The 14,986-nt window shown below is 71.8% G+C and carries 7 protein-coding genes; 4 read left to right on the top strand and 3 right to left on the bottom strand.

The window, feature by feature from the left end:
• Positions 1-132 precede the first annotated feature (132 nt).
• From EIL87_RS03460 to EIL87_RS03450, 3 genes are all read right to left on the bottom strand, one after another.
• Complete coding sequence (locus EIL87_RS03460) at positions 133-933, bottom strand: SWIM zinc finger family protein (protein ID WP_125088689.1); 801 nt, start codon at positions 931-933, stop codon at positions 133-135.
• The gene (locus EIL87_RS03455; protein WP_125088688.1) at positions 926-3,910 is read right to left on the bottom strand and encodes a DEAD/DEAH box helicase; all 2,985 of its coding nucleotides are present in this window, start codon (positions 3,908-3,910) and stop codon (positions 926-928) included. Before EIL87_RS03455 ends, EIL87_RS03460 begins: the two co-directional genes overlap by 8 nt.
• 121 nt (positions 3,911-4,031) lie before the next feature.
• Entirely contained in the window at positions 4,032-5,777 is a 1,746-nt protein-coding gene (locus EIL87_RS03450) for an NAD+ synthase (RefSeq protein ID WP_125088687.1), read from the bottom strand.
• Positions 5,778-5,860: 83 nt separating this feature from the next.
• Here EIL87_RS03450 and EIL87_RS03445 point away from each other — a divergent pair, with 83 nt between their 5' ends.
• The 4 genes from EIL87_RS03445 (at position 5,861) to EIL87_RS03430 (ending at position 14,512) form a co-directional block, all read left to right on the top strand.
• The gene (locus EIL87_RS03445; protein WP_125088686.1) at positions 5,861-7,441 is read left to right on the top strand and encodes an alpha/beta hydrolase; all 1,581 of its coding nucleotides are present in this window, start codon (positions 5,861-5,863) and stop codon (positions 7,439-7,441) included.
• Positions 7,442-7,502: 61 nt separating this feature from the next.
• The gene (locus EIL87_RS03440; RefSeq protein ID WP_125088685.1) at positions 7,503-9,116 is read left to right on the top strand and encodes an SLC13 family permease; all 1,614 of its coding nucleotides are present in this window, start codon (positions 7,503-7,505) and stop codon (positions 9,114-9,116) included.
• 75 nt (positions 9,117-9,191) lie between these two features.
• Complete coding sequence (locus EIL87_RS03435; protein ID WP_125088684.1) at positions 9,192-10,535, top strand: glutamine synthetase family protein; 1,344 nt, start codon at positions 9,192-9,194, stop codon at positions 10,533-10,535.
• A 272-nt stretch (positions 10,536-10,807) separates the two neighbouring features.
• Entirely contained in the window at positions 10,808-14,512 is a 3,705-nt protein-coding gene (locus EIL87_RS03430) for an FkbM family methyltransferase (RefSeq protein ID WP_125088683.1), read from the top strand.
• Positions 14,513-14,986 lie beyond the last annotated feature (474 nt).

Raw genomic sequence — 14,986 nt, 5'->3', positions numbered from 1 at the left:
GATTCCGGCAAGAACGGGAAAACCCGTCGAGCAACGTCGATCAGGCGGTGAGCGTCTGACGGACGGAGCGCGCGGGAGCCGTGCGACGTCGGGGAGGGGAGCTGCTTGGGGGTGCTCCCCTCCCCGACGCATTCACCCGGCGAACCGCCGGTACGCGGGGCGCAGCAGGTCGGTCACCGGCACGCCGTCGACCTCCAGCGGCAGCGGCTCCAGCTCGTCGAGCGCCGGGGTGCTCGCGGCCGGGCCCTCCGGCGTTCCGGCCGGCGGGGGACTGGTCCAGAAGTCGTGCAGGTGGCCCGACAGCGGGTCGTCGGCGGTGTCCGCGGGCACGACCTGCTGGGTGCCGCGCAGGGCGCGCAGCCGGTCGAGCAGCTCTTCCCGGTTGCGGCCGCGCCAGGCCAGGATCTGGAACGGGTCCTCGTCGAAGGACTCGGCCAGCAGGTAGCAGGTCGCGGCCAGGTGCTTGCAGGGGATCTCCCAGTCCGGGCACGAGCAGTCCATGGTCAGCTCGCGCATCGTCGACGGGAACAGCTCCAGCCCCAGCTCGGCGAACACCCGCTCCAGGTCGAGCGGCATCTCCCCGGCCAGCAGCTTCGCCGCGTACAGGGCCTGACCTGCGAGTTCGCGCTCGATGTGGGCCCACTGCTGCGGGCTGAACGCCTTGATCCCGATCCGCGCCCGGTAGGGCTCGGGGCGCGAACCCTGCACGAGCCCGACCACCACGCTGGTCGACAGCGTCAGGTTGAGCACCTGACCGGCGCGCGCGTAGGACTTGCCGCGCTGCAGCCGGCCGCCCATGCCGAAGGATTCCAGGACCTCGATGAAGCGCTCGGACCACCAGGTCTGCGGGATCGCACCGCGCTTGCTCCGCGCCTTGATGCCGCCCTCGACCCGGATCGGCCCGCGCGCCTCGAACTTCCACTGCTCAGTCACCGATCGCCTCCGCGTCCAGCGTGACGAGTTCGCGCAGCTGCTGGGTGGACAGCTCGGTCAGCCAGTTCTCGCCGCTGCCCACGACGAGCTGCGCCAACGCCTTCTTGTCCTCGATCATCCGGTCGATCTTCTCCTCCAGCGTGCCGATGCAGGTCAGCTTGCGCACCTGCACGTCCCGGCGCTGCCCGATGCGGAACGCCCGGTCGGTGGCCTGGTCCTCGACCGCCGGGTTCCACCAGCGGTCCAGGTGGATGACGTGGTTGGCCGCGGTCAGCGTCAACCCGGTCCCGCCGGCCTTCAACGAGAGCAGCAGGACCTGCGGCCCCTCCGGGTCCTGGAAGCGCTCGACCATCGCGTCGCGGGCCTTCTTCGGGGTGCCGCCGTGCAAGAAGGGCACCTCGGTGTCGAAGCGCGCCGACAGGTGCGGCACCAGGTGCCCGCCGAACTCGGCGAACTGGGTGAACACCAGCGCCTTGTCGCCTTCGGCGAGCACCGACTCCAGCAGCTCCTCCAGCCGCGCGAGCTTGCCGGAGCGACCCGGCAGGGCGGAGCCGTCACCGAGCAGCTGGGCCGGGTGGTTGCAGACCTGCTTGAGCTTGGACATGGTCGCCAGCACCAGCCCCCGGCGTTCCACCCCCTCGCTCTCGGCGATGCGCGCGAGCATGTCGTCCACCACCGCCTGGTACAGGGTGGCCTGCTCGGCGGTGAGGTTGCACAGCTGCTTCACCTCGAACTTGTCCGGCAGGTCGCTGATGACCGCGGGGTCGGTCTTGACCCGCCGCAGCACGAACGGGCCGGTCACCCGGCGCAGCCGTGCCGCCGCGTCGGTGTCGCCGTCGCGCTCGACCGGGACCGCGTAGCGGGCGCGGAAGGTGCTGAGCGAACCGAGGATCCCCGGGTTCGCGAAGTCCATGATGGACCAGAGCTCGGCCAGCCGGTTCTCCACCGGTGTGCCGGTCAGCGCGAGGCGTTGCCGCGCCGAGAGCCCGCGCACCGCCTTGGCCTGGCGGGAAGCGCTGTTCTTGATGTTCTGCGCTTCGTCCAGGACCACCCGCTCCCAGCGGATCTCGCGCAGCGCCTCGGAATCCCGCATCGCCAGCGGGTAGGTGGTGAGCACCAGGTCGAAGCGCTCCACCTCGTCGCGCAGGTCCTCGCCGCTGAGCCGCCCACCGCCGTGGTGGACGTGGACCCGCAGGCCCGGCGCGAACCGCTCGGCCTCGCGCTGCCAGTTGCCGACCACCGACATCGGGCACACCAGCAGCGTCGGCGGGAGCGACTCCTGCTCGCGGGTGAGGGCTTCGAGCGCGAGCAGCTGGACCGTCTTGCCCAGGCCCATGTCGTCGGCCAGGCAGCCACCGAGGCCGAGACGGCTCAAGAACGCCAGCCACGCGAGACCGCGCCGCTGGTAGGGCCGCAGCTCCGCGCGGAAGTCGGCGGGCGGGTCGACGGGTTCGAGGTGCTGGTCGGCTTCACCGGACAGCAGCTCGCCGATCCAGCCGGTGGCGTTGACCTCCACGACCGGCAGCCGCCGCTGCTCCTCACCTTCACCGCCTGCCTGCTTGAGCAGCTCGAGGGCGGTCATCGTGCCCGACGCGTCCTGCTCGAGCATCGCCAGACCGGCGGCGAGCCGCTCCCGGTCGACCTGCACCCAGCGGCCGCGCATCCGCACCAGCGGCACCTTCGCGGCGGCGAGCTCGGCGAGCTCCTCGCGGGTCAGCGCCTCGTTGCCCAGCGCCAGCTCCCAGCGGTAGTCGACCAGCGCGTCCTTGTCGATGCCGGAGTCCTTGGTGACGGCGCCGGCGCTGCCGGTGCTGGTGGCGTTGAGCTTGAGGCCGAGCTGCCGCTGGCTGCGACCCCACCACGACGGCAGCAGGACCGCGAAGCCCGCCTGGTCCAGCTGGGCGGCGCGGCTGAGGAACGCGTAGGCGCCCTCGGTGTCGAGCACCAGCCCCGTCGGGTGCGACGTGCGCAGCGCGGTGTCGAGCTCCGGGCAGGTGCGGCTGGCCCGGCCCAGCTCGGCGAGCAGCAGTTCCTGCGGTTCGTCGACCCAGCGCTGCAGCACGTGCGTGCTGCCGGCCCACACGTCCTGCGCGGAGACCAGCACGCCTGGGTCCTCCACGGCCTGCAGCATGAACTCCACGAGCCAGTCCGTCTCGTCGTCCTCGGGAGCGTGCAGCCGGAAGCAGGTCCGCAGCGGGCTCTGCCCGGCCAGACCGCTGTGCCAGGACTCCAGCTTGCGGGCGAGTTCGCGCAGCTGGGCGGGGTCGCCGTCGACGTGGGGATCGCCGCTCAGCGCGTGGAGCCAGGCGCCCGTCACGCCCGTGGCGGGGGCGAGGCCCCGGGTGAGCGTGCTGCGCGCGAGGTCGTCGACGAAGGTGTGCAGGGCCGCGCGCAGGACGTCCTCGACCGGCTCGCCGCCGGCGGCGCGCAGGGCGTGCGGCATCGCTTCGCGCAGCGCGACGAAGCGCGCGGAGTCCGAGCCCGACAGAGCCGGGACCCAGCGCGCGGCCGGCTGGTCGTCTTCGACGACCAGCGACGGCAGCACCCGGCCACCGGTGACCAGGGATGCGGCGAACTCGGCGAGCTCGGCCAGGAACCGCGCGTCCGAGCCGATCCGGCACCCGGGCAGCTCGGCCGCCAGCAGGTCCGGCAGGGCGGCGGGCCGGATCGCCACCGCGGGCAGCCGCCAGCGCCGCAACCGGAGCTTCCCGCGCGGCGCCGCCCCGGCGGTCAGCGGATCCCGCACCAGCTCCGGCGAGGCCAGCGGTGCCGACGCGACGGAGGGGAGGGCCAGTTCAGCGCTCTCGACGACGCCGTCCGCGGGCAACTCGTCCAGCAGCTCGTCGTCGCCGACGGCGAAGGGGTGCGGAAGCACCCCGGCGGGAGCCCGCCCGGGCACGCGCGGCGGCCGTTCCGAGTCCTCGGCCCACACGAGCACGCGGTCCGGGGAGTCGCACCACGCGTGCACCACCCACACAGCCGGACCCCCAACGCTTCGAACGAACCCGGACCGCGAGTCTAGGTCGGGGCACGCGTGTCGGTTCCGCGGCGGGCGCCCGACTCACCGGAGCCCGCCCGCCGCGGTCCGGGAGACGGCGTCACGGAGCGGTTTCGCGCCAGCGGTTCGTGATCGGGAGGCGGCGATCCCGGCCGAAGGCCTTGAACGTGATCTTCGTGCCCGGCGGGTACTGCCGCCGCTTGAACTCCGCCCGGTCCACCATCCGCAGGATGCGCTCGACCAGCTCCGCGTCGAACCCGTCCTGCACCAGGTCCTGGTAACCCTTGTCGCCCTCGACGTAGCCGTCCAGCACCACGTCCAGGACGTCGTACTCGGGCAGCGAGTCCTGGTCGGTCTGGTCCGGCCGCAGCTCGGCCGACGGCGGCTTGGTGATCGAGTTCTCCGGGATCGGAGCGAGCTCGCCGCGCTTCTCCGCGGCGTCGTTGCGCCACCGCGCCAGCTTCCACACCAACGTCTTCGGCACGTCCTTGATCGGCGCGAAAGCGCCCACAGCGTCGCCGTAGATCGTCGAGTAGCCCACGGCCAGCTCGGTCTTGTTGCCGGTGGCCAGCACCAGGTGGCCGTGCTGGTTCGACAGCGCCATGAGCAGCATGCCGCGCACCCGCGCCTGCACGTTCTCCTCGGCCAGGCCGGTCAGCCCCAGCTGCCGCACGTAGAGGTCGACCATGTCGGCGACCGGCTGGACCTCGTAGTGGCAGCCCAGCCGTCGCGCGAGTTCGGCGGCGTCGGAGCGGGAGTGCTCCGAGGAGTACACCGACGGCATCGACACGCCGTGGACCGAGTCGGGTCCCAGCGCGTCGACGGCCAGCGCGGCGCACACCGCGGAGTCGATGCCGCCGGAGAAGCCGAACGTCACCGACTTCGCGCCGTTCTTGTGCACGTAGTCGCGCAGGCCGGTGACCAGCGCGCCCCACACCTCGGCTTCGTCGGACAGCGGCTCCGCGAGCTGCGGCAGCGGTAGCGGCTCGTAGCGCGGCAGCGGATCGGGCTGCAGCACGATGCGGTGCACGTCGAAGGCCGGCATCCGCACCGGCCCGGGCTCGGCCGGGACCGTCGTCGAGGTGTGGCCGCCCGCGGTCAGCTCCAGGTCGGCGACCAGCAGGTGCTCGGTGAACTGCGGCGCCCGCGCGATGATCTGCCCTGCGGAGTCGGCGATCACCGAGTCGCCGTCGAAGACCAGCTCGTCCTGCGCGCCGACGAGGTTCACGTACGCCAGCGGCGCCCCGGCCTCGACCGCGCGGCCCGACACCAGCGGCACCCGCTGGTCGTCCTTGGAGCGCTCGTACGGCGAAGCGTTGAGGCACACGACCAGGTCGACGCCGACCTTGCCCAGCGCGGCCACCGGCCCGCCGTTCTGCCAGATGTCCTCGCAGATCACCACACCCACGTCAACGCCGTGCAGCTTGACGATCGGCAGGTCGAAACCGGGCGCGAAGTTGCGGGCCTCGTCGAAGACGCCGTAGTTCGGCAGGTGGTGCTTGTTGTAGGTCGCCACGACCTCGCCGCCGTGCAGCAGCGAGGCGGAGTTGCGCTGCCCCTCGTCGTCCCGGGTCAGGTGGCCGACGACCACCAGCGCGTCACCGCAGCCGTTCGCCAGCAGGTCGCGCGCCAGGCGCTCCAGCGCCTCGCGGTTCGCCGCGGCGAACGACTTGCGCAGCGCCAGGTCCTCGATGGGGTACCCGGACAGCGTCATCTCCGGGAACGCCACCACGTGGGCGCCGTCCTGCACAGCGCGCCGAGTCCAGTCCAGGACCAGCGAGCTGTTGCCGGCGACGTCGCCGACACACGTGTTGACCTGTGCGAGTGCGATCCGCAGCTGGGGCATGGGCCCATCTTCGCGCACCCACCCAGGTGGTGTGCCCCTGCCCGAGATGAATCACACGGGCCCTTCCATGTCAGGATCGAACGATGGCGCGCCGACTTCGAGTGCTGACCGCGATGGCCCTGCTCGCGCTGGCCGCGGGGAGTTGCACCTTCCCGAGCAACCCGACCCTGCAGCCGCACACCGAGCGCCAGGGCCCGGTCGGCCCGGTCCCCGCCAGCCTGGACCGGTTCTACGGCCAGGAGCTCGCCTGGGGTCCGTGCTCGAACTTCGCGACCTCCTCGTCCGACCGGACCGCCTTCCAGGACCCGGAGCTGGAGTGCGCGCGGCTTGAAGTGCCGATGGACTACGCGCACCCGGAGGGCAAGACCATCCGGATCGGCGTGCTGCGCAAACCGGCCACGGACCCGCGATCGCGCATCGGCGCCCTGATGATGAACCCGGGTGGACCGGGCGCCTCGGGCATGAGCGCCGCGGCGAGCCTGTCCACCAGCGTCGCCGACACGGAGATCGGGGAGCGCTTCGACCTGGTCGGCTTCGACCCGCGCGGGGTCGCCGCCTCCGAACCCGCGGTGCGCTGCCTGACCGACCCGGAGCGCGACGCCGAGCGCCTCGACTCCGACGCCGACACCTCGCCGTCGGGCGTCGCCGAGTCCGAGCAGGAGGAGCGGGAGTACGCGACGAAGTGCGCCGAGCGCACCGGCGTCGACGTGCTCGCCAACATCGGGACCCGCGACGTGGTGCGCGATCTGGACGTGCTGCGCTCCGCGCTCGGCGAGCCGAAGCTGAACTACCTCGGTTACTCCTACGGGACCCGGATCGGCTCGGAGTACGCCGAGACCTTCCCCGGCAACGTCCGCGCGATGGTCCTCGACGGCGCCATCGACCCCGGACAGACCACTGTGGACGCCCTGGTGGCCCAGGGCGCCGGGTTCCAGCGCGCCTTCAACGACTTCGCCGCCTGGTGCGCGGCCCGTGCGAAGTGCGCGCTCGGCAACGACCCGTCGAAGGCGGTCCAGCGGTTCCAGGACCTCACCCGCCCGCTGGTCGACGACCCGGTGCAGGCGGGCTACGGCCGCGAGCTGTCCTACGCGGACGCCACGATGGCCGCGATCCAGGGCCTCTACGCGCCGACCCTGTGGGAGTCCCTCGACTCCGGGCTCGCCGAGCTCCAGCAAGGACGCGGCCAGACGCTGCTGAGCCTGGCCGACAGCTACTTCGGCCGCGACGCCGCCGGCCGCTACACCAACACCACCGACGCCTTCGACGCCATCCACTGCGTCGACGACAAGCGGGTCCTGAACCCCGAGGAGGTCCGCGCCGCCGACCGCCGCTACCGCGAGGCCGCGCCGTTCCTCGACGACGGCAACCCGCCGAGCTCGGCCCGCGACATGTGCGCGTTCTGGCCGGTCCCGGTCACCGGCGACCCCACCCAGCCGCAGGTCGGGCAGCTGCCCCCGGTGCTGGTCATCTCCACCACCGCCGACCCGGCCACCCCGTACGAGGCGGGTGTGCAGCTGGCGCAGGCGCTGCACGGCAGGCTGCTGACCTACGAGGGCACCCAGCACACGGTGTTCCTGCAGGGCGTGAGCTGCGTCGACGAGGCCGGCACGAACTACCTGGTCGACCTCCAGCTCCCGCCTGAAGGGGCTCGTTGTTCGGGTTGATTGATCGATTCGTCTGATCTTGATGTGGTGAACCAGGTCACGTCCCGCCTATCGTCAGCACATGAGTTCAGCGGACGAATCGGGCAGGAAGCCCGAGGAGCAGAGCGTGACCTCGGTGCTGCTCTCGGGCAGCACGTACAAAAGCCTCGGTGAGCAGGTGCTGTCCCCGGCGGAGGAGCGGTTCGAGCGAGCCCGCCGCACCACAGGACTGTTCCTCGCACCGGCGTTGACCATCCTGTTCCTGCTGATGCCGACGCAGCTCGAACCCGCGCAGCACAAGCTCGCCGCCGTGCTGCTCGGCGTGATCGTGCTGTGGGTGTGCGAACCGGTGCCGATCCCCGTGGGCGGGCTGCTCGGCGTCGGCGCCGTGGTGGTCCTCGGCGTGATGCCGCCCGACGACGTGCTCGAACCGTTCGGCTCGTCGACGGTGTTCACCTTCATCGGCGCCTTCATCCTCGCCCAGGCCATGCTGCGGCACGGCGTGGCGCGGCGGTTCGCCTTCACCATCCTGTCTTTGCCGGGAGTCGGCAGGAGCGCCTGGCGGGTCATCATCGCCTTCGGCGTGATCACCGCCGTGCTCTCGGCGGTCGTGTCCAACACCGCCACGGTCGCGATGCTGCTGCCGACCGCGGTCGGCATCCTCTCGGTCATGGCCGAGCTCGTCCGCAGGCAGGTCCCGGAGGGCGAGCCCTTCGACCCGCTGCGGCTGCGCGTCGGCGTCGCGCTGATGCTGATGCTCGCCTACGGCGCCAGCGTCGGCGGCCTTCTCACCCCCATCGGCTCGCCGCCGAACCTCATCGGGCGCGGGCTGATCGAGGAGGTCACCGGGCAGCGCATCTCGTTCCTGCAGTGGATGGCCATGGCCGCGCCCGTCTGCCTGCTGATGTTCGCGGCGCTGTCCGTCGTGCTCCTGCTGCTCAACCGGCCGGAGATCAACAAGCTCAGCGGGGTCGAGGAGTACGTCGCCGGCGAGCGCGCCAAGCTCGGCCCTTTCTCCCGCGCCGAGAAGAACACGCTGATCGCCTTCGCGGTCACCGTCGTGCTGTGGGTGACGCCCGGGTTCGTCGCGCTGATCGCCGGCAACGACTCGGCCGCCTACGACGCGGTCAGCGACCGCCTCGACGAGGGCATCGTCGCCGTCCTCGGCGCCGCGCTGCTGTTCCTGCTGCCCACCGACTGGTCGAAGCGCCAGTTCACGCTGACCTGGACCGAGGCCTCCCGCATCGACTGGGGCACCGTGGTGCTGTTCGGCACCGGCATCATCTTCGGCTCCCTGCTGGCCGACACCGAGCTCGCCAAGACCATCGGTGAGGGCACCGCGGGGACGCTGGGGCTGACCAGCGGGGTCGCGATCACCGTCTTCGCGATCGTGCTGGCGGTGCTGGTGTCCGAGACGACCTCCAACACCGCGGCGGCCTCGGTGGTGGTCCCGATCGTCATCCCGGTGGCCCTGGCGGCCGGGACCAACCCGTTCGTGCCCGCCCTGGCGGCCACCTTCGCGGCCTCGTTCGGGTTCATGCTGCCGGTGTCGACCCCGCAGAACGCCGTGGTCTACGGCTCCGGCGCGGTCCCGATCACCAAGATGATCCGCTCCGGCGTGGTGTTCGACGTCGCCGGCGCGATCACGATCGGGCTGGTGCTGCCGCTGATGGTCGCCGCGGTCGGCTTCGGGTAAAGACCTCGGTACCGCGAGGTAACCCGGCGACGCCGATCACGACGAGCACGAGGCCAGGAAGTTAGAGTGCGGAGCATGAACCGCCAGCAGGAGTTCGTGCTCCGCACCCTGGAGGAACGTGACATCCGCTTCGTGCGGCTGTGGTTCACCGACGTCCTCGGCATGCTCAAGTCGGTGGCGATCTCGCCCGCCGAACTGGAGGGCGCCTTCGCCGAGGGCATCGGGTTCGACGGCTCGGCGATCGAGGGCTTCGCCCGGGTCTACGAGTCCGACATGGTCGCCAAGCCCGATCCGGGTACGTTCCAAGTCCTGCCCTGGGAGACCGCAGACGGCGAGCACTACTCGGCCCGGATGTTCTGCGACATCCAGATGCCCGACGGTTCGCCCTGCTGGTCGGACCCGCGGCACGTGCTGCGCCGGACCCTGGCGCGAGCGACCGAGTCCGGCTTCACCTGCTACGTGCACCCCGAGATCGAGTTCTTCCTGCTCAAGGGGCTGCCCGGCGACGGCAGCGAGCCCGAGCCCGCTGACTCGGGCGGCTACTTCGACCAGGCCAGCCACGACGCCGCCCCGCACTTCCGCCGCAACGCCATCGAGACCCTCGAAGCGATGGGCATCTCGGTGGAGTTCAGCCACCACGAAGGCGCTCCCGGTCAGCAGGAGATCGACCTGCGCTACGCCGACGCGCTGACCATGGCCGACAACGTGATGACCTTCCGCTACGTGGTGAAGGAAGTCGCGATCACCCAGGGCGTGCGCGCCTCGTTCATGCCCAAGCCCTTCAGCAACCAGCCCGGCTCGGGCATGCACACGCACTTCAGCCTCTTCGAAGGCGACCAGAACGCCTTCTACCACCCCGAGGACCCCTACGAGCTGTCTGAGACCGGCCGGGCGTTCCTCGCAGGCATCCTGCACCATGCCCGCGAGATCAGCGCCGTGACCAACCAGTGGGTGAACTCCTACAAGCGGCTCGTCGTCGGTGGCGAGGCCCCGACGGCCGTCTGCTGGGGCCACGCCAACCGGTCCGCGCTGGTCAGGGTGCCGATGTACTCACCGGGCAAGTCCTCGTCGCGTCGCGTCGAGGTCCGCAACCTCGACTCGGCCTGCAACCCCTACCTGGCTTACGCGGTGATCCTGGCCGCCGGCCTGCGTGGTGTGGAGAAGGGCTACGAGGTCCCGCCGGCCACCGAGGACGACGTCTGGAGCCTCACCGAGTACGAGCGGAAGGCCGCCGGCTTCGCCAACCTGCCGCAGAACCTCACCGAGGCGCTCGGCGAGATGGAGAACTCCGAGCTCGTCGCCGAAACCCTCGGCGAAGAGGTGTTCAACTTCTTCCTCCGCAACAAGCGCGAGGAGTGGAACAACTACCGCAGCCGGGTCACCCCCTACGAGCTCTCCTCCATGCTCCCCGTGCTCTGAGAAGACTGTGGTCCTCCTGCTCAGCGGTGCGAGCAGGGAATCCTGAGCGGCGCTGTGGACTCCGCGCGCCCCGACTTGTGGATGCCCAACACGGCGTCGAGGCGTGCTCGCCACAGCACCGCTCAGAACCCCCGGCCGTGCCGGTTGCTCGGGTGGGGGGAGGAGGAACCGGCTTCGCCGGTCGCCTGACGGGCATCGGCATCGGAACCGCGGAGTGTCGTGGGTAGGGACTGGGCGTTCCAGTCTGGATCTGTTGGCGATAGGTTGCGGCCGTGACTGATGCGCAGCCGCACCCCGAGCCGGACGACAGGCGCTCCGGTGAGTCCGCAGTCGAGCTCCAGTCGGGTGTCCTGGAGCAGTCGTCGGAGTCCGTCGAACCGGAGTGGCCGGCCGAGCAGCCGTCCCCGGCCCAGCCCGCCGCGCTGACCCTCCTCGGTTGCACCGTGGCCTGCCGCGACCAGCTCCCGGCCGCGCGCGTGCTGCGCAGCAGCTTCCGCGAGCACCACCCCGACGCGGGGTTCGTGCTGCTGCTCGTCGACGAACCGGGAGCCGCCCGCGACGAGCCGGACGCGCTGTCGATCACCGACATCGGGGTCGACCCGCAGGAGTTCGCCCGGCTGGCCGTCGGCTGCACCGCCGAGCAGCTCCGCGGCGTCCTGCGCCCCTGGCTGCTCCAGCACCTGCTCCGGTCGGGCTCGACCGTGCTGCACTTCGAACCCTGGGTGCAGGTCTTCGGCCCGTTCGACGAACTGCTCACCGGCCTGACCGCGGAGCGGCCCGTCGCGCTGGTGCCGCGCGTGCTGCACCCGCTCGCCGCCGACGGGCTCCGCCCGAGCCCCGCCGACCTGGCCGTATCCGGAACCTTCGACGCCAGCGCCTTCGCCGTCCGCCCGGGCGCCGAGGGCCTCCTGAGCACCTGGATCGAGCAGCTGCGCGCCGATCCGACGATGGACGCACCGGTCCTCGACGGCGCTCCGGCTCTGGTCGACCACCAGGTCATCCGCGACCCGGGCGTCGGGCTGTCGGTGTTCAACGCCGCCCAGCGCGACCTGGAGCTCGCCGACGGTGAGCACGTCGTGGACGGGTCCGCGCTGCGCAGCGTGCACTTCGACGGCTTCCAGCCGCAGCGGCCGTGGCTGCTGTCCGCCGACTACGCCGACAACCCGCGGCTGCTGCTGTCGGAGAACCCGCTGCTCGCCGGGCTGTGCGCGAACTACCGCAACGCCTTGGTCGACGCCGGGTACAGCCGCGAACAGCCGCATCCCTTCGACGCCCTCGCCGACGGCGTGCTGCTGCCGGATGGCCTGCGCCGCCAGTACCTCGAAGCCTGGCTCGTGGCCGGCGACGCACCGCCGAGCCCGTTCGAACCCGGCGGAGCGGAGCCGTTCACGGCGTGGGCCTGCGCGCCCGCCGAGGAGCGGCAGCGCGCCGCGGGCGGCTCGCGCTGGACGGCGGCGGTGTGGGCCGACGACGAGCTCCTCCAGCGCGACTACCCGGACCCGTTCGGCGCGCACGCCGAAGCCTTCCACGAGTGGTGCGCGGGCGTCGGGGTAGCGAGCGGCCGGGTGCCCGCCGCGGCCGTGCACCGCCGGACCGGCGGCGACCTCGCCCTGGTCGACCAGCTCGGCGTCGCCGTGCTCGGCACCGGCCCGCTGGCAGACCTGGTGCGCACTGCTGCCGGCGCGTCCGGACTGCCGTCGGCCGACACCGCCTACTACCCGGTCGTCCTGCGCTGCTCGCCCGGCCTCGCCGTCCCCGCAGGCCGCTACGTCATCGACGTGCTCACCGCCGGTGCCGCCACCGACTCGGACGCCGCCGAGACGTGGGTGCTCTCGGAGAGCAGCCGCGCCGCCGTGCGCCGCGCCGGCACCAAGACCCGCGTGCTGACGCTGCCCGCACCGGAGCGCGACCGCGTCGACCTGCCCACCCGCAAGGGCGCCCGCGCCCGCTTCGAGCTCTCCGACGAGTTCGTCATCGCCGCCCACGTCGACCACTCCGCCGAGCGCGCGGACAACGCGCTCGGGCTCGTCTCCGCGTTCCTCTCCGCGTTCGCCGAGCGCGACGACGTGCGCCTGGTGGTGGGCGTGACCGGCGCGGCGCGGCACCCCGAGGCCGCCGAGCGGCTCCGCCTCGCCACCGCCTCCGACGCCCGGGTCGTGCTGGTGGAGACCGACGTCGACCTGCACGCGCTGCTCGCCGCGGCGGACTGCTTCGTCTCCTTGCACCGCGGCGACGCCGACGACGAGCACGCGCTGCGGTTGTGGGAGGTCGCCGCCCACGGCGTGCCGGTGATCGCCGGCGAGCACGGCGCGGTCGCCGAGCTCCTCGGCGGGCAGTGCGCGCGTCTCGTGCCCTGCCAGGGCGCGGGTGAACCGGACGTCGAGGCGGCCGCCGAGATCCTGCGCGCCGCCGCCGACGACCCCGAGGGCACCGCGGCCTTCGGTGTCGCGGCACGCGAAACGCTCTTGGGCACCCACACCGTCGCCCGCGCGGGCGCGCGGTTGCGGGAGCGCGTCGAGCACGCCTACCGCAGCTGGCGCACGAAGTGGGCTGGTGAGAAGCACGGGCAGTTCGACGACCCGTTGCGGCCGCTGCTGGTCGCCCGGCACGCGCTGCACCGCGCCCCGGACGTGGGCCCGAGCGGCAACAACGCGCTCGCCCCGGCCCTGCGCAAGGCGGTGCTGCGCGCGCTGAGCCACTACGACGAGCACATCCGCGACGTGCTCCGCTCGCTGGTCGACGGGGTCGAGCAGACCGCGGGCGAGCTGCTGCGCCGCCAGGAGGAGGTCGACGGCGACGGTGATGTCGAGGCCGTGCGCGCCGAGCTCGCTCAACTGCTGCGCCGCCAGGACCAGTTCGGCGCGCAGCTGGTGGGCACCGACGACGGGCTGGTCCGGGCTCGTGCCGACCTCGCCGACCAGCACCGCAGGCTCCGCCGGCTGGAGGAGACGGGTGCCCAGGCCGACGCCGGTGGCTCGGACGGGCGCGTCGACGCCCTCGCCGAACGCATCGACGGCCTCACCGGCGCGCTGGAGAAGGTCCTCGACCGGATGGACGCGCTCGAAGCCCGCCAGCCCGGCGCCGATCTGGAGTCCGGTGTCCGCAGCGCCGCCGGGGACGCCGCGAACGCGCTGCAGCGCACCGACGTGCTGCAGCGGATCCTGCTGCGCGAGCACGAGCGCGCCACCGGTGGCGACGGCACCACCACTCCGGTGCTCTGCGACGCGGGCCTGGTGCGGCTGCCGGCCGACGACGCGCTGATGCTGCCGTGGCTGTCGTCGAACCCCACGTGGGACAGCGAGGTCTCCGCGCTCATCGATTCGCTGCTGGAACCCGACGGGGTGTTCCTCGACGTCGGCGCCTACGTCGGCTACCAGACCGTGCGGGTGCTCAGCAGGCTCGGCAACAGCGGCGCGGTCGTCGCCGTGGAGCCCAGCCCGCAGGCCCGGGCGCTGCTCAAGCACAACGTCGAGATGAACGTCCCGTCCGCCTGGGCGCACCGGCTGCTGCTGGTCGAAGGCGCCGCCTGGGACGGACCGGGCGAGCTCGCGGCGGAACCCGCACTCGCCGGCGGCGTGTCGGTGAGCCCGGCCGCAGCGGACTCCGAGCAGGAAGCGGGGGAGCGGGTGCCGGCGTTCCGGCTCGACAAGGAGCTGGAGAACCACGCCTCGCTGGAGAACCTCAAGCTCTCGGTCGTGCACGTCGACGTGGGAGCCCGGGTGCACCGGGTGCTCGGTGGGCTGGTCCGGCTGCTCCGACGCGATCGCCCCTCGATCGTGTGCTCGTTCACACCGGACGCGATCAGCGGTCTCGGCGACGACCCGGCCGCTGCGCTCCGTGAGTTCGGAACCTGGGGCTACGAGCTCGTGCCGGTCGGTCGTGATCGCCCGGTGGAAGCCTCTGACCTGCTGGAAGCCATGAAGGCGGCGGGGAGCGGGAGCACGGTGAAGCTCTGGCTGCGCCCGAAGCAGAAGTGATCGACAATCGGCTGAACGGGTGGAGTCCAGGCCTGCGCGGCCGATTTGACTTTGACGCAGAGTGTGCGTAACTTCGTCTGCGTCGCACGGAAAGCCGAACGCCGCGAGCCACTCGCGGAGGACGGCACCGGGAGCGCCGCGAGGTTCCGGACCACGGTTCGGGGCAACGCGACAGCGCAGACCGGTTCGGGGCGCGCGGTTTGACACCGCGAAGCGCACCGGGTAACGTAAGGCGGTCGCCGGGAGAAGCGGAACTTCGGTTCTGCCTCCGACCGGCAGTTGATAACTCGAATGAGGCTCGCTAGTTCGGCGGGAAACGTCAGGGGGTACCCCCCTGAAAACGCGGAAACAAGAGCCTGCTAGAGTGATCAGCACAAGAACGAACGAGGAAATGACTCCCCGGATCCGGCATCCCTGAAGTGGGGTGTGGTGATGGTGTGGGTGTGTTCTTTGAGAACTCAACAGCGGACTGTT

Source organism: Saccharopolyspora rhizosphaerae, assembly GCF_003931915.1.
Lineage (GTDB): Bacteria > Actinomycetota > Actinomycetes > Mycobacteriales > Pseudonocardiaceae > Saccharopolyspora > Saccharopolyspora rhizosphaerae.
Note: the sequence above shows the minus strand (reverse complement) of the source record. Positions and strands in the feature narration are given on the sequence as shown.